This is a genomic window from Pantanalinema rosaneae CENA516 (genome assembly GCF_050753385.1).
Lineage (GTDB): Bacteria > Cyanobacteriota > Cyanobacteriia > Leptolyngbyales > Leptolyngbyaceae > Pantanalinema > Pantanalinema rosaneae.
This window is the reverse complement of record NZ_JBLZFZ010000016.1, coordinates 22,849-41,360: the sequence shown is the minus strand read 5'-3', so window position 1 is coordinate 41,360 and position 18,512 is coordinate 22,849. Positions and strand designations below refer to the sequence as shown.

The 18,512-nt window shown below is 51.3% G+C and carries 20 protein-coding genes; 11 read left to right on the top strand and 9 right to left on the bottom strand.

What is annotated here, in order from left to right:
* Nucleotides 1–46: 46 nt before the first annotated feature.
* From ACN4EK_RS11575 to ACN4EK_RS11555, 5 genes are all read right to left on the bottom strand, one after another.
* Nucleotides 47–853 (bottom strand): lysophospholipid acyltransferase family protein, encoded by an 807-nt coding sequence (locus ACN4EK_RS11575; RefSeq protein WP_431658029.1) that lies wholly within the window; start codon nucleotides 851–853, stop codon nucleotides 47–49.
* Nucleotides 854–986: 133 nt separating this feature from the next.
* A complete protein-coding gene (gene tadA, locus ACN4EK_RS11570) occupies nucleotides 987–1,511 on the bottom strand; it encodes a tRNA adenosine(34) deaminase TadA (protein ID WP_431658028.1) in 525 nt (174 codons plus the stop codon).
* Between the two features lie 31 nt (nucleotides 1,512–1,542).
* Entirely contained in the window at nucleotides 1,543–1,875 is a 333-nt protein-coding gene (grxC, locus tag ACN4EK_RS11565) for a glutaredoxin 3 (RefSeq protein WP_431658027.1), read from the bottom strand.
* Entirely contained in the window at nucleotides 1,875–2,426 is a 552-nt protein-coding gene (locus ACN4EK_RS11560; protein WP_431658026.1) for an NUDIX domain-containing protein, read from the bottom strand. The genes grxC and ACN4EK_RS11560 overlap by 1 nt, the downstream gene beginning before the upstream one ends.
* Entirely contained in the window at nucleotides 2,398–2,673 is a 276-nt protein-coding gene (locus ACN4EK_RS11555; RefSeq protein ID WP_431658025.1) for a hypothetical protein, read from the bottom strand. The genes ACN4EK_RS11560 and ACN4EK_RS11555 overlap by 29 nt, the downstream gene beginning before the upstream one ends.
* Before the next feature lie 185 nt (nucleotides 2,674–2,858).
* Here ACN4EK_RS11555 and glpX point away from each other — a divergent pair, with 185 nt between their 5' ends.
* Both glpX and ACN4EK_RS11545 read left to right on the top strand, forming a co-directional pair.
* Complete coding sequence (glpX, locus tag ACN4EK_RS11550) at nucleotides 2,859–3,899, top strand: class II fructose-bisphosphatase (protein WP_431658024.1); 1,041 nt, start codon at nucleotides 2,859–2,861, stop codon at nucleotides 3,897–3,899.
* Between the two features lie 174 nt (nucleotides 3,900–4,073).
* Entirely contained in the window at nucleotides 4,074–5,369 is a 1,296-nt protein-coding gene (locus ACN4EK_RS11545; protein WP_431658023.1) for a glutamyl-tRNA reductase, read from the top strand.
* 76 nt (nucleotides 5,370–5,445) lie between these two features.
* Here ACN4EK_RS11545 and ACN4EK_RS11540 read toward each other — a convergent pair whose 3' ends face one another.
* Entirely contained in the window at nucleotides 5,446–6,000 is a 555-nt protein-coding gene (locus ACN4EK_RS11540; RefSeq protein WP_431658022.1) for a cell division protein SepF, read from the bottom strand.
* Nucleotides 6,001–6,281: 281 nt separating this feature from the next.
* Here ACN4EK_RS11540 and ispG point away from each other — a divergent pair, with 281 nt between their 5' ends.
* Nucleotides 6,282–7,505: a (E)-4-hydroxy-3-methylbut-2-enyl-diphosphate synthase gene (gene ispG / locus ACN4EK_RS11535; RefSeq protein ID WP_431658021.1), complete on the top strand. Its 1,224-nt coding sequence runs from the start codon at nucleotides 6,282–6,284 to the stop codon at nucleotides 7,503–7,505.
* A 182-nt stretch (nucleotides 7,506–7,687) separates the two neighbouring features.
* Nucleotides 7,688–9,079 (top strand): carboxyl-terminal processing protease CtpC, encoded by a 1,392-nt coding sequence (gene ctpC / locus ACN4EK_RS11530; RefSeq protein WP_431658019.1) that lies wholly within the window; start codon nucleotides 7,688–7,690, stop codon nucleotides 9,077–9,079.
* A 28-nt stretch (nucleotides 9,080–9,107) separates the two neighbouring features.
* Here ctpC and ACN4EK_RS11525 read toward each other — a convergent pair whose 3' ends face one another.
* Nucleotides 9,108–9,296, bottom strand: coding sequence for a hypothetical protein (locus tag ACN4EK_RS11525; protein ID WP_431658018.1), 189 nt, complete (start codon nucleotides 9,294–9,296; stop codon nucleotides 9,108–9,110).
* A gap of 311 nt (nucleotides 9,297–9,607) precedes the next feature.
* Here ACN4EK_RS11525 and ACN4EK_RS11520 point away from each other — a divergent pair, with 311 nt between their 5' ends.
* From ACN4EK_RS11520 to ACN4EK_RS11495, 6 genes are all read left to right on the top strand, one after another.
* Nucleotides 9,608–11,008 (top strand): type IV pilus twitching motility protein PilT, encoded by a 1,401-nt coding sequence (locus tag ACN4EK_RS11520; protein WP_431658017.1) that lies wholly within the window; start codon nucleotides 9,608–9,610, stop codon nucleotides 11,006–11,008.
* A 20-nt stretch (nucleotides 11,009–11,028) separates the two neighbouring features.
* Nucleotides 11,029–11,802, top strand: coding sequence for a circadian clock KaiB family protein (locus tag ACN4EK_RS11515; protein ID WP_431658015.1), 774 nt, complete (start codon nucleotides 11,029–11,031; stop codon nucleotides 11,800–11,802).
* Nucleotides 11,792–12,937 (top strand): 7,8-didemethyl-8-hydroxy-5-deazariboflavin synthase subunit CofH, encoded by a 1,146-nt coding sequence (gene cofH, locus ACN4EK_RS11510; RefSeq protein WP_431658014.1) that lies wholly within the window; start codon nucleotides 11,792–11,794, stop codon nucleotides 12,935–12,937. Before ACN4EK_RS11515 ends, cofH begins: the two co-directional genes overlap by 11 nt.
* Before the next feature lie 142 nt (nucleotides 12,938–13,079).
* Nucleotides 13,080–14,816 carry a DUF3352 domain-containing protein gene (locus ACN4EK_RS11505; RefSeq protein ID WP_431658013.1) on the top strand — a complete coding sequence of 579 codons (1,737 nt, stop codon included), beginning with the start codon at nucleotides 13,080–13,082 and terminating at the stop codon, nucleotides 14,814–14,816.
* Nucleotides 14,817–14,937: 121 nt separating this feature from the next.
* Complete coding sequence (gene ccsB, locus ACN4EK_RS11500; RefSeq protein WP_431658012.1) at nucleotides 14,938–15,963, top strand: c-type cytochrome biogenesis protein CcsB; 1,026 nt, start codon at nucleotides 14,938–14,940, stop codon at nucleotides 15,961–15,963.
* 15 nt (nucleotides 15,964–15,978) lie between these two features.
* Nucleotides 15,979–16,407: a KGK domain-containing protein gene (locus ACN4EK_RS11495; protein ID WP_431658011.1), complete on the top strand. Its 429-nt coding sequence runs from the start codon at nucleotides 15,979–15,981 to the stop codon at nucleotides 16,405–16,407.
* A gap of 51 nt (nucleotides 16,408–16,458) precedes the next feature.
* Here ACN4EK_RS11495 and ACN4EK_RS11490 read toward each other — a convergent pair whose 3' ends face one another.
* Together ACN4EK_RS11490 and ACN4EK_RS11485 are read right to left on the bottom strand one after the other, a co-directional pair.
* Nucleotides 16,459–16,869 carry a type II toxin-antitoxin system VapC family toxin gene (locus ACN4EK_RS11490; protein ID WP_431658010.1) on the bottom strand — a complete coding sequence of 137 codons (411 nt, stop codon included), beginning with the start codon at nucleotides 16,867–16,869 and terminating at the stop codon, nucleotides 16,459–16,461.
* Nucleotides 16,866–17,144 carry a hypothetical protein gene (locus tag ACN4EK_RS11485; protein WP_431658009.1) on the bottom strand — a complete coding sequence of 93 codons (279 nt, stop codon included), beginning with the start codon at nucleotides 17,142–17,144 and terminating at the stop codon, nucleotides 16,866–16,868. The genes ACN4EK_RS11490 and ACN4EK_RS11485 overlap by 4 nt, the downstream gene beginning before the upstream one ends.
* A gap of 154 nt (nucleotides 17,145–17,298) precedes the next feature.
* Here ACN4EK_RS11485 and ACN4EK_RS11480 point away from each other — a divergent pair, with 154 nt between their 5' ends.
* On the top strand, nucleotides 17,299–18,444 hold the full coding sequence (locus ACN4EK_RS11480; RefSeq protein ID WP_431658008.1) for an SEFIR domain-containing protein: 1,146 nt from the start codon (nucleotides 17,299–17,301) through the stop codon (nucleotides 18,442–18,444).
* Nucleotides 18,445–18,512 lie beyond the last annotated feature (68 nt).

Below are 18,512 nucleotides of genomic sequence, written 5' to 3'. Positions count from 1 at the left end.
TTAAACTGGGCGCGATCAACTCCTCGGCATCGGCGTTCTGCCCTGTTCATGTTGCCCTGAGGTCTGTCAATGCCCGTTGGAGATCCGCCGTAAGCTGTTTCGCCTGTTGCTTAGGAGAGCCAGTATTGTAATCTGCCACTTTTAAGGGAGAAGCAATCTGGATACGCACCTGAGAGCGCCAGGGAACTAGAGGATCACTGTAATGGATGCTAATTGGGACGATCGTGATGCCCAAATGCGATCGGCTGGCTTCCGCCTGAAGCGCTAAACGGGCTAATCCCGGCTTTAACGGTTGCACCTGCTCATCGCGATAGATATCGCCTTCGGGAAAAATCACTAATACTTCGCCTGCCTGAAGTAAGTCAACGCCATACCGCAGGCTCGCGATCGCTGGACGCTTGGGATCGATCGGAAATCCCCCCATGCGGCGAATAAACCAACCCTGTAAGCCCGTCATCTCATCCGCAGACACCATAAATCGCAGGTGCCGTCCTGTGATATCATGACCAGCGACATACGGAATCATGAAAGCATCCCAACGGGAGCGATGCGTGGGAGCCAGAATCACCGGACCGGCTGGCGGTAAATGCTCTTGACCAGAAACTTCAATCTGCTGGAAGTAAAACGGCAGTAAGGCATAGCGGCCAACTGGATAGGCGATCGAGATCAGCCAGGGTGAAACTTGCGAGGTATTGGGCAAAACCGGGGGGCAATCTGGTTTGCTAAGGGAACACGGGGTAGAGAACGGATCCACCACTGTTAGGGGTGGGGTTGAGTAGCGATCGTCCGGGCAGGGAGAATGCACCTGGATGTCGGCAGAATAATCGACAGTCGATGATTTCAGGGGGGTCATTAGATCGAGCAAATGCATGGTGCAAGCTAGGGGGTAGATGCCAGTGAGCGGTGTTACTTCTACCCTAAATGCCTCTTAATCTGCTGTTCCTGCGACTAGGGACACTTTCATCTGTGGCATGAGACTAAGATCATCAGGCTTGCCGCGATCGCTCCTTGCGCCGATTGGCAAACCAGGCTTGTAAGAGTTGGCGACAGGGCGCTTCCAAGATACCACTTATCGTAGAAAAATGATGGTTGGAAGCTGAACTATCCGGGAGATTTAACACACTCCGGATTGCCCCCGCTTTTAGATCATCGGCTCCATACACCAATCGTCCTAAGCGTGCGAGCACTAACGCCCCGGCACACATGGGACAAGGCTCTAGAGTGACGTACAGCGTACATTGTTCCAGATGCCAGCTACCCAATCTCTGTCCGGCAGTTCGTAATGCCAGAATTTCGGCATGAGCCGTAGGATCGTGATCCCGTTCACGCCGATTTTCGGCTTCCGCGATCGCCTGATTATCTGCACCGACAATGACTGCACCAACCGGAATTTCTCCTGCTAGACCAGCCTGGGTCGCTAAGGCGATCGCCCGTTGCATCCAGTCATAGTGAACCAGGTATTCTGGCGCATCGATCAAGGGCAACGGTAGCATCATTGAGCCATAAACCATCCAGGGTTAGAATCAGCCGCAAGCCAACAAATTAACTGTTTACAGGTGATGGTTGATTCGGTGCGGTTGCCAAAAGTGGATCTAAGGCATGGTGGCTGTCTAAACGATAGAGATCGTCACAACCGCCAATATGTTCCTGATTAATAAAGATTTGGGGAACGCTGCGGCGACCATTCGCCCGTTCTGCCATCTGTGCCCGAGCCGCCTCATCGCCATCAATCTTATATTCGGTATAGTTAACCCCTTTCCACCAGAGCAGCAGTTTGGCACGAATACAAAACGGACAGGTTTGCCAGGTATAAATTTCAACATTGGCGTTCACCCGTTCAGGATGCCGATTCAATAACGTGTTGAGTGGATTCATCACCAGTTCCTCAAATCGTGAACAACTGCCTGTAAGGCGCGATCGAGCGGATTCCCTAAGTCTAGTATCTGCTCCACCTCGGACAATGCCAGCCATCGATAGGTGGAATTATATTCAGTCTGGCTTAACTGGATTTGGGTTTGCTCCAACTGGGTTAATGTCACCCTATAAGTCAGATTAACAGTATGGGAACCATGCTGCTGCGGCTCTTGTTGCCGCATAGCAAAACAGGTGGAATAGGTGCCAATGAACTGAAATCGATCGACCGTCAAATTCCCTAACTGGGCTTCTTCTGCCGCCTTCCTTTGGGCAGTGGCGATCGGACTTTCACCCGCTACCATTCTGCCACCGATCAGCCACCAGGAGGCGCGGGGATACTGACAACGTTGGGCTAACAATAGTTGTCCTTCCCTGACAAATGCCAGATCGACACAGGTAATCACCAAATAATCCAGGGCGCTACTATATAGCGACTCGGGCATGCGATCGTGGCTCGTTTTAGGATTGAGCCGCCCCCTTTCCTCAAAGTGGGGAACTTGAAATCGAGACATTGTTACCGAGGGGAAAAGACACTAGCAGCAAGATTAAGAAACCAGTCAACGCCATCACCACCGCCACCGCCGTTAAGCGCCACCGGAGATACCAAGCTGAACGCGGCGATTGCTTCCCAGTCCCGTTAGATTTCTGGGGCTGAGGCGGCAGCAACCATAGAAGCAGACTCGCGATCGTCATCAAGCTCCCTAAAATGGTAGCCGTCCCTGCGATCCAGGCAAGTCCCAACCAAAGCACTATCATCATCACTCGTCGCTATTTTTTCGGAACCAGGAAATAAGTTCCCAGACCCTGATCAACTCTCTTAGCAGTAAAACTTAACACGAGTTGTTTACTGAATCAGCTTCTAGCGTGAGTACGCCTTTTGATAGACTTGTAGACTGAAGCGCAATAAGACTAGCGCGAAATCAGCAGTTGGGAGGGTTTACTTCGTGGAGAGCACACTCGGTTTAGAGATCATTGAAGTTGTTGAACAGGCTGCGATCGCGTCCGCTCGGTGGATGGGCAAAGGTGACAAGAATACTGCTGATCATGTTGCTGTAGAAGCCATGCGGGAACGCATGAACAAAATCTACATGCGCGGCAAGATTGTCATCGGGGAAGGAGAGCGGGATGAAGCACCCATGCTCTACATTGGCGAAGAAGTGGGGATTTGCACCCGCGAAGATGCCAAGAACTATTGCAACCCCGACGAGTTGGTCGAAATTGATATCGCTGTTGATCCCTGCGAAGGTACCAACTTGGTGGCATACGGTCAACCCGGATCAATGGCAGTGCTAGCCATTTCTGAAAAAGGTGGTTTATTCGCCGCTCCAGACTTTTACATGAAAAAGCTGGCCGCACCTCCCGCCGCAAAAGGGCATGTAGACATTAATAAGTCAGCCACCGAAAACTTAAAGATCTTGTCAGAGTGTCTCAATCGCTCGATCGAGGAACTCGTTGTTGTCGTGATGAAACGCGATCGCCACAATGATTTGATCAAGGAAATTCGGGAAGCCGGAGCGCGGGTACAACTGATTAGCGATGGTGACGTGGGGGCTGCCCTGAATTGTGGCTTCTCGGGAACCAACATCCATGCCTTGATGGGCATCGGTGCCGCTCCAGAAGGTGTGATCTCAGCCGCCGCTATGCGGGCGTTAGGTGGTCACTTCCAGGGACAACTGATCTATGATCCGGAGGATGTTAAGACTCCTGAGAGCGCGAAGTGGACTCGCGAAGGCAACATTGCCCGCCTCAACGAAATGGGTATCACTGAACCCGATCGGGTTTACACTGCCGACGAACTAGCAGGGGGTGAAAATGTGTTGTTTGCTGCCACTGGGATCACCACTGGCAATTTATTGCAAGGCGTTCGCTTCTTCCACGGGGGGGTAAGAACTCAAACCTTGGTCATTTCTAGCCAGTCGAAGACCGCTCGCTTTGTCGATACCATCCACATGGTTGAGCAGCCTAAAGTGATTCAACTGCACTAAGGATTGGCATGATGAATCAATAGGGATTGCCAGGTTAGTGACTAGTGAGGCATCACGTTTGCCACCATCGCTAGTCACTAATTGCTAAAACCCCTCTGGTTGATTGATCACCAACCGACGAGCTACGAAGTTCCTCCTAACGCCGATCCAAACCCATAACAGAGCGACTTTAAGATGAACATTGTCATTGTGGGGCTAAGTCACAAAACCGCCCCAGTCGAAGTACGGGAGAAGTTAAGCATTCCTGAAACCCAATGTGAAAAGGCGATCGCGCAATTGTGCGCCTATCCTCACATTGAAGAAGTAGCCATTTTAAGTACCTGTAATCGGCTGGAAATCTACATTGTCACCAGCGAAACCGAACAGGGAATTCGAGAAGTTATTCAGTTTTTATCGGATCACAGTAAATTACCGATCGCCAGCCTGCGACCCTTTTTATTCATGCTGTTACACCAGGATGCTGTTATGCATCTGATGCGGGTCGCCGCCGGACTGGATAGCCTCGTCCTGGGTGAAGGTCAAATCCTGGCTCAGGTGAAGCAATGCCATAAGCTGGGTCAACAATACCAAGGCGTTGGTCGTATCCTGAATCAACTGCTGAAGCAAGCCCTCACCGCCGGAAAACGAGTGCGGACTGAAACCAGCATTGGCACTGGAGCCGTCTCGATCAGTTCGGCGGCGGTAGAACTGGCACAAATGAAGGTACAAAACCTGGCGGCCTGTCGGGTGGCGATCGTCGGGGCTGGCAAAATGTCTCGCCTGCTGGTGCAACACCTGGTATCCAAAGGCGCGGTGAATATTTCTATACTCAATCGATCGTTGAACCGAGCGCAGGAATTAGCCAAACAATTTCCTACGGCTGAATTACATCTGCATCCGCTAGAGGACATGATGCAGGTGATTGCCCATGCTGATTTGGTCTTTACCAGTACCGCCTCGACTGAACCCTTACTTAATCGGGGAAACTTGGAGCCTGTGCTCATTTCGGGACAGCACTTGATGCTGTTTGACATTTCGGTGCCCCGCAACGTCGATGCCGATGTCAACGCCCTGCCCCATGTGCATGTGTTCAACGTAGATGACCTGAAAGCGGTGGTGGCACAAAACCACGAAGCCCGTCGCCAAATGGCAATGGAAGCCGAATCGCTGCTAGAAGAGGAAGTAGAGACGTTTGAAACCTGGTGGCGATCGCTGGAAACTGTTTCTACGATCAGCAGCCTGCGCGAAAAGGTAGAGACAATTCGCGTCCAGGAATTAGAGAAGGCACTATCCCGGCTCGGCACAGAGTTTGCTGAGAAACATCAGGAAGTGATTGAAGCTCTAACCCGGGGCATTGTGAATAAAATTCTGCATGATCCGATGGTACAACTCCGGACTCAACAGGACATTGAAGCCCGTCGCCGCGCCATGCAAACCTTAAGCGTACTATTCAATTTGGATACGGCGGCATCCAACAAACAGTACGGCTAAGCCACAAAAATAGGGGGATCCGGTTGATCCCCCTGCCTCTGCTACGTTGGTCGCTACTGCCGCCGCAGAGAATCGCTTACTGTGCCCGATAATGCCCTTCGGGGGGATGGGCGATCGCGGGAGAGATCGTGGGTGAAATGGACGGTGGTGCCGCCGGAATCGGAGTCCGGATCGGTGGCGCGGCGACGACAGGCGAGTACGAAGAGATTTGCACCACGCTGGGAGTAAACAGGAAAATATTTTCTCCTAACCGCTCCTGATGCCCATCGATCGCGTAGACTCCACCGGCGACAAAATCAACACTGCGCTGTGCCTGATCGGGATCCATCAGGATCAAATTCACAATCACCGACTTCCGTTCCCGCAGTAGGGTGACCACCTGGGGCATTTCTTCAAATGATCGGGGTTGCAGCAGTACCATTTCCGAGCGCCCGCCATTCCGGTTGGGCATACCAATCACGTTACTGGGAGGCACGTTGGCTGTCGCCGATCGCTCCCGATTCAGCATCATTTCATCCTGCAAGGCATCATCCGCCGAATAATCCGCCTCATCATACTCATACTCGTAGTCCACACCATCAAACTGTTCCCCAAAGCCCAAAGTATCCCAAACGCGACGGAAGATATTCATAGCGACCTCAAATCCCAGACTAGATCACCCGTTCTTAATTCACCCGTTGCATTAATTTTAGTCGCAAAGTTAAAGTTTGGTGTCAAATGTATCCCAGCGACCTAACGGACTCATCCGGAGTCAGAAAACTGCACAGGAAAATTCAGACGATCGCCAAAATTTAACCCTTCTATGGCAATCTGAAGGTATTAACAATTCGTAGCCAGCAGTTCACTGATTTGCCGCAATTGCCCCTCGAATTGTTCATCGCCAATTGTTGCTACAGAGATTCACCATCACGTATGCAAACGCTGCCCAGTCCCCCCTCTCCTACCACCCCTCGGTACTCTACCGATTCGTCAATCCCACGGCGCAAAACTCGTCCGGTGCCCGTGGGCAGTATCACGATCGGCGGGGGGCATCCCGTTGCCGTCCAGTCCATGATCAACGAAGATACGCTGGACATTGCCGGGTCGGTGGCAGCCATTCGCCGTTTACACGAAATTGGCTGTGAAATTGTGCGGGTTACGGTTCCCAGCATGGCACACGCCAAAGCGATGGCAGAAATCCGCGATCGGCTTCACAAAACCTATCAACCCGTTCCCCTCGTCGCTGATGTCCATCACAATGGCATGAAAATTGCCCTGGAAGTCGCGAACTATGTAGACAATGTGCGGATTAATCCGGGGCTATATGTATTTGAAAAACCCAATCCGAGTCGAACCGAATATACACAGACCGAATTTGATGACATTGGCGAAAAAATTCGGGAAACCTTAGAACCCCTGGTGGTGCTACTCCGCGATCGAGGTAAATCCATGCGGATCGGAGTCAATCACGGTTCTCTCGCTGAACGGATGCTATTTACCTACGGTGACACCCCAGAGGGCATGGTGGAATCGGCATTAGAATTCATTCGGATGTGCGAATCGTTTAATTTCTATGACCTGGAAATCTCACTCAAAGCCTCCAGAGTCCCCATCATGCTGGCTGCCAACCGCCTGATGGTGCAGCGCATGGACGAACTGGGCATGGACTATCCCTTACACCTGGGGGTGACGGAAGCAGGAGATGGCGAATATGGGCGGATTAAGTCCACAGCGGGCATCGGCACCCTATTAGCCGAGGGCATTGGCGATACTATTCGGGTGTCCCTGACGGAAGCCCCAGAGAAAGAAATTCCGGTGTGCTATAGCATTTTGCAAGCCTTAGGACTGCGACGCACCATGGTGGAATACGTCGCCTGTCCCTCCTGCGGTCGCACCCTATTTAACCTGGAAGAAGTGTTACATAAGGTGCGGGAGGCGACTAACCATCTCACGGGTCTGAATATTGCAGTCATGGGCTGTATTGTGAATGGCCCTGGCGAAATGGCAGATGCCGATTATGGCTATGTTGGCAAGCAGGCAGGGTATATTTCCCTATATCGGGGGCGGGAAGAGATCAAGCGAGTTCCTGAAGCCGAAGGAGTGCAAGAGCTAATCAACTTGATTAAGTCCGATGGACTGTGGATTGACCCTAAGTAACCCTTTGAAAACCTTAGATGAACTAGAATCAAGCAAATGGACATTTTGTAACGTCCTTTTTCAGGATTAATCCTGAGGCGGTGGTAGAGTCCTGAAAGGAATAATGAACATCTGATTGCCCACTGCTGCCTGTGCTAGATTGGGCATAACCTACCTCCACAGTCATTCCCAGCATTCACAATATGGTCATAAAAAAACGCGGGCTTGTTCTTGGGGCAGCAGCCGTTGCTGTCACTTCTGTGACCGTCACAGCAGCCGGACTCCATTTGTATAAAGGGCAGGCCTTTTTGCGTGAGAGTTCTGAAGAGGTCACTGCCAGTGATGGTTCGTTGCAGCCGATGTCAATGCTGTCACTGCAAGCGCTATTTCGCCAGAGCCCTAAAGAACTGGTAGACGAGGTTTGGCAGATCGTCGATCGCAACTACGTTGATGCCACCTTCAACCAAAAAGACTGGAAGGCACTCCGGAAACAGTATCTCAACCGCACCTACACAAACCGGGAGGATGCCTATAAAGCCATCCGGGAGATGCTGAAGCAACTCGAAGATCCCTACACTCGCTTCATGGATCCGAGTGAGTTCAAGAGTATGCAGATTGATACCTCAGGCGAACTGACTGGGGTGGGCATTCAACTGGCAGCAGACGAGAAAACCAAAAAGCTGACGGTGATTGCGCCGATCGAAGATTCTCCTGCTTTTTCTGCTGGCATTCTCGCGAAGGATATCATCACCAGTATTGACGGTATTAGTACCGAGGGGATGGATGTCAACAAAGCCGTCACCCTGATTCGGGGGCCGGTCAATACCCAAGTGCGGCTATCCATCCTGCGCGGCAATCGACCAATGGATTTCACGATCAAACGGGCGCGGATCGAAATTCATCCGGTTCGTTCCAGCTATCGCCAGACTCCTCAGGGGGGAATTGGCTATATTCGTCTGGTGCAATTTAGTGCTAATGCCCCAACGGATATGCGAAAGGCGATCGAAAGCCTGGAAAAACAGCAGGTAGCGGGCTATATTCTCGATCTGCGTTCTAATCCCGGTGGTCTGTTAGATACCAGCATTGATATTGCCCGGATGTGGTTAAAGAGCGGCGCGATCGTCTCTACTGTAAATCGTCAGGGCGAGCAAAGCCGGTCACAATCAGCCAGTCGAGCGCTCACCGATAAACCACTGGTTGTCCTGGTGGATGGAGGATCGGCAAGTGCCAGCGAAATCCTGTCCGGGGCATTGCAAGACAATAAACGGGCAGTTTTGGTGGGGACAAAAACCTTTGGTAAAGGGCTCGTCCAATCAGTTCGCGGTCTACCGGATGGCTCTGGGTTAGCCGTCACGATCGCCAAATACCTCACGCCTAGCGGACGAGATATTAACAAACATGGCATCGATCCGGATATAGAGGTCAAACTGAGTGAGGAACAGCGTAAAGCCTTAAGTGGCGATCGGGATCAGATTGGCACAGCATCGGATCCACAATATGCCAAAGCCCTGGAAGTCCTGAATCAGCAGATTGCTAAAGGTCAGCAGGCACCCACGGCACAGGTAAAAAATCAGCCCGTTGTGATTCAGGAATAGTGAATTCTACTGCCCCAGGCGAGCGGGTTTAGGCAGGCTGACATTTCCCTGCCCGGATTAAACCCACTCGACGGGCGATTGCCTCACCCTCAGACGCGTAAGGGCCCCACTGTTCCTCGGCTGGGGCAGTAGGTCGATTGGCTAAGTCATGGTGCGGCTGAATGGTGCATTGTCCACTGGGTTGCTTCACGATATACCAGGCTTCTACTTGGCTCATGGCAATTGTTCCTTGGGTGATTTTCGTAATTTTCAATGAACTTTGCTTGACAGACGTTAGATCGAAGCGTGAGCAAGGCTGATAGAACCAGAAGAGTTTGGGGAAAACTCTACACTGTAAAGACATCTGCTATCTTTAGTGAAAATAAGCTGGGTAATTGTAGTTTAGCTTTAGGGATTTGGTAGCTGATTGGCTCCATTCATCTCAACCTCTTCTTAGGCTAATTTACGGTTGCTACTTGATGACTGGCGCAGGTCTTTTGCAGACACCCTATCGTTCTTGCCTCTAAACGCTTCCGTGGAGAAATAACCATGACAGAATCGCAGCGTCCGCCTGGCTCCCCCCCACCTCCGCCTCGTGTTCCTCCAGCACCTCCACCGCCTAAGTATACGGCTACCAATAGCGGCGCAACGGTAGCGGCAACCCAGCAGATGACCTCGCCTCTGTCTGCCTCGGCATCCCCACCCACGATGATCTCGTCCCATGCACCCGGCGCAGGGGGAGCACCTACCACGATCTCGTCTCCAGCGGCTCCTCCTCCCGCTGCCCATACCATGGTTTCCTCCCCTCCACCGATGGCTCCCCCCGCACCGGGTCATCGCCCTGCGGCACCACCTACCCCACCCCGCCGAGGTGGAGGCCCAACGAATGGGTCACCGACCCTGGCAGAACTGGTTCGCATAGCTTACGACAAGGGATATTCTGATGTTCACCTGGGGGTGGGCGAAGTTCCCCGGTATCGCAATCGCGGGGAAATCGATCCAACGGATTGGCCAGAAACCGATCGCGACACCTTTTTTAGCTGGTTACGGGAAATTCTCACGGACGAAGAAATCCGCAAATTTGAAGATACGCTGGACTTTGACGGAGCAACCCAGTATGAGTTTGCGCGGGTACGGATCAATATCTTTGATTCCCTGCGCGGACCGGCGATGGTCTTGCGGTTGATTCCGCTCAAAATTCTGACGATCGAACAACTCAACTTACCGCCTGTCTTTAAGGATATTTGTCACTATCACAAGGGACTAATTCTGGTGACGGGGCCGACGGGTTCCGGTAAATCCACAACGATGGCAGCCATGATTGACTACATCAATAAGGAAATGCCGAAACACATTATTACGATCGAGGATCCCATTGAATTCGTCCATAGAAGTCATAAGTCATTGATCAAACACCGGGAAGTGGGCATCCACACCCGCAAGTTTGACAACGCTTTGAAGGCCGCCTTGCGGGAAGACCCAGACTTGATTCTGGTGGGTGAAATGCGGGATAAGGAAACCGTCAATACCGCGCTAAAAGCCGCCCAAACCGGACACTTGGTGATGGGAACCCTGCATACCAATAGTGCGGTGAAGACGATCGAGCGGGTGTTGCAATTGTATGAACCAGAGCAACAGGCTCCCATGCGGATCTCGCTGGCAGAATCCCTCGTGGCAGTAATCGCCCAAGGGTTATGCCGGACTACCGATGGTAAGCGAGCCGCCTTCCATGACATTATGATCAATACAGATGCCATCAAAGATTTTATTCGTCGAGGAGAAATTGAGGAAATCGAACAGATTATTCCCAGATGTACCTTTGACGGCATGTGTACGATGAACCAGTCCCTGTATAAGCTGTACGAAGCCGGACGGATTACGGAAGAGACAGCCTTAGAAATGTCGCCGAAGCCAAACGAAATGGCTCAAGCACTGCGCGGACGGGTTTAACAACTGTTAGGGAACGACCGTTGAATTCAATCGTCCATAGCTCTCCCAGGGTGTTTAAAGGAATCGCCCTGTTTACCCCTGGGGGAGATTTAGTGTACTGCATCGATCCGTACAAACAGGCGCGATGGCATATTCATTTATGCGGGGTATTTCAGCAGTTATTAGATCTGCCAGAACCGCCTCATTTTCTGGTACCTTGCTACACCGCAACGATCGATCGCTGGCTTGACCCCCATACCCAACAACTGCAAACGGTGGCAGAAGCCGCGCTACCAGTCTTGCGCTATCAGAGTTTACTGAATGCCGTGTTTAAGACGGATGGCATGATCTGGCAAGCCACACCACTCTGGAAAGAATTTTGTGATCCGATCGTATTGGCGACCTATCGCCAGCAATTCCCACAATTATGGGAAAATCACGACCTCTTGGTGCAATACCAAGCGACCGCACCGGATATTCCCGCCAATGCCTCTCCCCGAACCAACCTGGGGTATCCCACTCACTTGCAGGGAGAAGCCCAGGGGCATGTCTTAAGACTATTTGTGTCGGGTTATAGTATGGCAACCGAGCGCACTCTCCAAAAGCTGCATCAGTTGCTAGAAGAATCGTTGGGACAGCCCTACACCTTAAAAGTCATTGATGTCTCTCAGCATCCAGATCAGGCAGAACTCGATCAAGTCTTTGCCACACCAACCTTGATGCGGGTTTGGCCGCAACCCGTTCGTCGCATTGTGGGCAATTTGGAAAACACCGATCAATTATTAGGACTATTACAAGTAGCCGATGAATCATGACGCGTCAATAACCGATATTCTCGATCGCGCTCTCGCCGGTGAAGACCTCTCTCCCACCGAGGGACTGGGTTTGTTACAGGTACAATCACCGGATGCGATCGCTCAGGTTCAACAGGCGGCTGACCAACTCCGGCAGCAATTAGTCGGAGACACCGTGACCTATGTGGTGAATCGCAATATTAACTTTACGAATATCTGTGAGCAGCATTGTAGTTTCTGCGCCTTCCGGCGGGATGATGGCGATGATGGCGCGTTCTGGCTGGATTTAGATCAGGTTCTAGAAAAAGCTGCCGATGCAGTACAACGGGGAGCCACGGAACTCTGTATGCAGGGCGGACTGAATCCGCAGGCAAAATATCAGGGCACGTCCCTTGCCTACTATCAGCGCATCATTACCGCGATTAAAACGAAGTATCCCGCCCTGCACCTCCATGCCTTTTCCCCTCAGGAAGTACAGTTTATTGCCCGAGAAGATGGATATACCTATGCCGATGTGATTGTCGCCCTGCGGGATACTGGCGTAGATTCGTTACCGGGCACTGCCGCCGAAGTTTTGGACGATCGAGTTCGGCAGGTGCTTTGTCCCGAAAAACTGGATACGGCAACCTGGTTAGAGATTATTGGTCTGGCGCACCAACACGGACTCCCGACCACTAGCACGATGTTATCTGGACATATTGAAACTCCAGAGCAGCAAATTCATCATTTACACCACTTGCGATCGCGGCAACAACGGACGATCGCGAACGGATATCCTGCCCGGATCACAGAATTTATTTTGCTGCCCTTTGTCGGTCAGGAAGCCCCCAAACCCTTGCGGCGCAGAGTCGGACGCGACCAACCCGTTTTAGCCGATGCCTTATTACTAACTGCCGTGGCGCGATTATTTCTGGGACGGTGGATTCCCAATCATCAACCCAGTTGGGTGAAATTGAGCTTAACGGGAGCAACTGAAGCACTCACCTGGGGTTGCAATGACCTGGGTGGCACATTAATGGAAGAACACATCACCAGCATGGCCGGGGCGCAGGGTGGCACTTGTCTGGAAGTTGCTGATTTGCAACAAGCGATCGCGTCGTTAGGTCGCCCATACCAACAACGGGATACCCTCTACCGAGTCTTTGCGCAACGATAACTTGTTCCTAACATCTGCCATCAACGCAATAGCTACAGTAGGTTAGAGACTTTCCGGATCTCTCTAGCTCCATTTGGCATTAGGTTTGCTAGAGTGACAGGGGCGTTGCCTGTGTATCAAGCGAGAATGAGCCTAAATTCCTATGGTTGAGACAAAGAAGAAGTTTCCCCTCCTGCTAACCGTTGGGACAGCCGCGGTATTGATTGGCGGCGGTGGAGTTGCCTACTGGTTTTTGAGTCAGCCGAAGGCAAGCCCAGAGGATTTGCCTGTGGGAGCAGAAGTGATTCCGCAGGATGCCCTGATGACGATCGCCGTGACCACTGACCAGGGACAATGGCAGCAATTACGGGAATTTGGCACTACGCAAAGTCAGGCAGCATTCGACAAAAATTTGGCACAGGTGCGCGATCGGGTGCTCACCGCCAACGGCTTTAATTATCAGCAGGATATTCAGCCGTGGATTGGCAATGAAGTCTCGGTAGCCTTTTTAGCGCCCTACCTGCCTCCTGCCTCCACTACTCCGGGCGCACCTCCTCCCGTTCCGCAACAACAAGCGGTGATGGCGGTGTTACCGATTCGGGATGGGTTAAAAGCCAAGCAATTATTGGAAAAGCCGCGTCCTCAGACGGGTCAATTAGTCACCCGTAACTATAAAGGGGTGGAGATTAAAGAGTCTCCGGCGACCGCCGCCCAAAAAATTTCCGTAGCGGCATTGGATGGCAAATACTTGCTGGTGACGACTGACCCGAAAGCGACGGATAAAGCGATCGATACCTACCAGGGCGGTCCCAATTTAGCCGCCACTCCCGGCTATAACCAGGCATTGGGACGCATTTCGACGGAGCAACCCTTTGGTAAGGTGTATGTCAATTTGCCGATCGCAGCAATGGTGACCGCCAACAATGCTGGCAGACCCCTGACCCAGGAAAATTTAGCCCAGATGCAGCAAAACCAGGGACTCGCCGCTACCGCCGATCTGGAGTCAGACGGGATTCAGTTTAAGAGTGTGTCCTGGTTGCGACCGGATAGCGAACGGAAATATAACGGCAAAAACAATGCTCGCATCATGCCCGATCGTCTGCCTGCCGATACCTTAATGATGGTGTCGGGGGGAAGTCTGAAGCAGTTCTGGCAGCAGTATGTCGAGGGAGCCGCCACCAGTCCCGTGTCGCCGATTCCACCGGATGGACTGCGGAGTGCGATTAAAAGCACTGTTGATATGGATTGGGATCAGGATTTTGTCAACTGGATGGATGGAGAGTTTTCCCTGTCGCTCGTATCCGCACCGCCGGGAAGTCCGCCCAACCTGCCCTTTAGTTTGCTATTCATGGTGCAGGCGAGCGATCGCCGAGCCGCTGAGACAGCGTTGAAAAGGCTGGATGATGCCATGACGAATAAGTACAAGGTCAAGGTAGAAGCGGCACAAGTGGCTGGACAGAACGTGACTAACTGGACGTTACCCCTGGGTGGCTCAACGGTGACCCACGGCTGGTTGGATAACAATGTGGCATTTCTGTCCTTAGGTGCCCCGATCGCCAGTGGCATCATTCCTAAACCGGCTGTGCCCCTGGCAGGCAGTGATGCATTTAAACAAGCGATGCCAGAAGGACTAAATGCCCGCAACGGACAGTTTTATATGAACGTTGATCAAGCCGTGAATGCCAAGCGCCTACCGATTTTGCAATTACCCCCCGGCAACCGAGAACTCGTAGCTGCGATTAAGTCGATCGGGGTGACTGCCGCGATCACGGATAGTCGGACTAGCCGCTATGATGCCTTCGTGAGCTTGCAAAAGGCGGGTAAACCTGCGCCGCTGCCGAGTCCCACGATTCCCCCGGCGACACCTACACCGGAACCTGTGGTTGTGCCATCACCGTAAGGGAGATGGGGCAGGTGAGGAGGATGGGGGAGATGGGGAATCATCTTGCCTCTGCCGGAACATCGTAGGATAGAGAGGAAGTGTCACGTCAGGTGGCGGATGTCGGTCGGGAGAACATGGCATGAATCTGGTCACACTCCAGAATATTTTAGATAACACATCCTTTGCGGTTCTATTCTGCACCATGCTGGTGTACTGGGTTGGGGCAGCCTTTCCGCAGCTTCCGGTACTGGCAGGCATTGGCACTGCTGGCATGACGATCGCGAACCTGTGTATTGCTACCCTATTGGGGGCGCGGTGGCTGGAGGCGGGTTACTTCCCGCTCAGTAATTTGTATGAATCGCTGTTCTTCCTCACCTGGGGAATTACCACCGTACATCTGTTGGCAGAACGGATGAGCCGCAGTCGCTTGGTAGGGGTGGTCACGGCTCCGGTGGCGATGGCGATTACGGCGTTTGCAGCGCTATCCCTACCCGATAATATGCAAACCGCAGAACCACTCGTTCCCGCCTTGAAGTCGAATTGGCTGATGATGCATGTCAGTGTGATGATGCTGAGTTATGCGGCACTAATGGTCGGTTCGCTGATGGCGATCGCGTTTCTGGTAGTGACGCGAGGACAAAATATTGAATTACGGGGCAGTTCGGTGGGAACCGGCAGCTATCGCGATCGCAAGTACCAACTGCGACGGGCAGGGGAATTAGTCAGTCCAGCGATCGCAGAACCGACACCAGCTATTTCAGAGTCCAGTGGTGGCACAGCCGTTCTGGAATTGGCTCCTCCCAGTGTTGCTACCAGTACAACGGTAACTTTATCTCCCCAACGCCTGAGTTTGGCGGATACCCTCGATAACATCAGCTACCGGATCATTGGCTTAGGGTTTCCGTTACTGACGATCGGAATTATTGCTGGAGCCGTGTGGGCGAATGAAGCCTGGGGGTCGTACTGGAGTTGGGATCCGAAGGAAACCTGGGCGTTGATCACCTGGCTAACGTTCGCGGCTTACCTCCATGCGCGGATCACGAAGGGCTGGCAAGGACGACGACCCGCGATTCTGGCTGCCACCGGATTTCTGGTGGTCTGGGTTTGCTACCTGGGGGTTAACCTGTTAGGCAAAGGCTTACATAGTTACGGATGGTTTTTCTAAATTCCGGCACCAATCATGGATCAATTTGAACCGTTAGATAGTGATGAAGTCCTTTATGTGCCCCTGGGACGGGTATTGATGATGAATCCGACTTTTAAGGTGGGAGAATTCATTGATGCGTTGGCGCAGGCAATCAGCGATCGCGAACCCGATTGGACGGATGATAATGAGGGCTGGTTTGGCGAAGGGCTAGACTGTGAAGCGTTGCGATTTCAGCGTCAGGGTTGGCAACGGGGCAGAGTGCGGATTCGGTTAGAGTTCTGCCCGAATGAACCGCGTCCTTCCCGGTTACTGGATGCCCCCCGGCGAGAACGAGAACCCCGGCGGTTGGAACGGTTGGAACCGAAAGGGGATAGTACCTATCGATCGGATGATCCCTATCGACCCGAAAAGCCTGATCCGCGATTTGATGATATTTACGGTTCACCGGACGACAATTATTAGTCCGACTCCGGTTCCATGAAAGCGATCGATCTGTGTGGTCGATCGCGACCCTTAACGTAGGAGCGCGATCAAGCCAGCTTGTTCAAAGTGGCGATCGTAGGCAAGAGCCTCCTGAATTTTCTGCTGTTGCATAAGACAAAATGAAGCACAGTCAGTCAAACTCCAAGCTTGGTCAGGGCGTTGGCTGTAAAGTGTGAGGGCAGTGGAGAAAAGTTCACTGGTTTGTGGCAGGATCTCGATCGCAGGACTCTGCTGTACAGTTTGAATGAAGGCAACTACTGTCTGTCTCAGAAAAGTACCTCGTTTAGAAAAATGATTGAGGACTTCCGTTAACACCATTTCACTGGTACAAATTTGGGCTTGTGCCAGCGAGACACTCAGGTTAACTGCTCTTTGATGCAGAGTGTCTTGTGGATCAAGTAATGCAATCCAATACCCAGTATCGGCAAAGACCGTTTTCATTCCTCAACTTTGGGTGAACCGTAAAGGTAATGGTCGTGATGAATGGAGCCATCGTGGGGCAGTTTGTCCCATTCTTCGGCAGGGACTTGGGCTTGAATGGCTTCAACCTGCCTTAAAAACTCTAGGATGCCATTAGTTTGGGGGATTGAGGCAGTAGATTCCTGAGCTTTTAACTGCTGCCGTTGCTTAAGAAACAGGCAGAAATCAAGCACTTCCTCGACCATTGACTCAGGAGCGTTTTCAATTTCATTCAGTAATTGCTCTTTTGCACTCATGGGAACACCTCCTAGTTCTTTGTGCATTGTAAGGGTGGTTTGGCAAGCTTGATTCTCCTACCGCTATAGCCTCCATTGTGGGCATTTCCGGTGAGTTATGGAAGGGAGACTATAATCGATCGCAGAAGATTTCAATCCTTAGACGGAGAACCCCGTGTCTGAAGAAAGAAAAGCCCCCACAAAGGTTTTCATTAGCTATAGCTGGGACTCAGATGAACACAAAAACAGGGTGTTGTCGTTAGCTAATACCCTACGTGATCCGTGGGGAATCGAGGCTTATATTGATCAGTATGTTAGAGCTAAGTATCCCTATACTCCAGAGAAAGGATGGGATATTTGGATGGAAACAATGATTGAATGGGCTGAGTTTGTTCTTATTGTTTGTACTGAGACGTATAAGCGGCGGTTTAGGGGAGATGAGGAACTAGGGATTGGTCGAGGTGTTACCTGGGAAGGAACAATTATTAGGCAAACTCTTTATAACGAGCAATTATTAAATACTAAGTTTATTCCTATTGTATTTTCCCCTCAAGATTTAATTCATGTGCCTATCGTTCTGAATGGAAATGATAAATACATTATCGAAGATCAGAGAAGCTTGAGAGAACTAGGTTATCGCCTTCGAAAAGAAGCAACCCTTATAATACCGGAGGTTGCAACAGGCGAGTTACCAGTAGCTCCCGAACCGATATTTCTGCATTCTCCAGCTTTGGAAGTAGAACCTCCACCAGTTCTTTTAAACGTCGCTGAGACTTTACCGAAGGTTCCTTTCAAGGATTTACAGACCTGTGATCCGGGTAAAATTCTTTTTATTAAAAATGTTAAAGATCCAGAGAGATGGGCTTATTCATTGGATCGAATGCAGCAACCAGAAAGTAGAGTTTTTGAGTTAATGTGGCGATCGGGTAGTCATGGGGTTGCACTGCCTAAAACAAAAGACTTAATGATTTTGCATCAAGGGGCAAAAGTTACCCATGTTGTTGAATTTTTAGATGATGAAGTCCGTCAAACAGACTCAAGCTTTTTCCGATGGGTAAGAGCGGTTTGGATAGCTAAAGATGACTGGAGCCAGCTTCCCCACCAACAAGAGATTTTAGGATTTAATCCTAATTACTCAGATGGCAATACTCATTCCTTCACCAGCCCTAACTTTTCCACGTTCCGAGCAGCTTGGAGTAGCTTAGAGGACTTTCAGAAGCATATTTTTCAACAGTTAACGCAGCCTAAAGCATTCCAAAAGCGTCAGCGGGCAATGGAAGTAGCAAGGAAAAGACAACAGCTGGGAACCTCGATTAATTGAGGTTTTACAAATTTCAAGTCTCATTCCAGTCTCAAAGTCGATTATCAGTCCTCTATGCCGTCAAATCT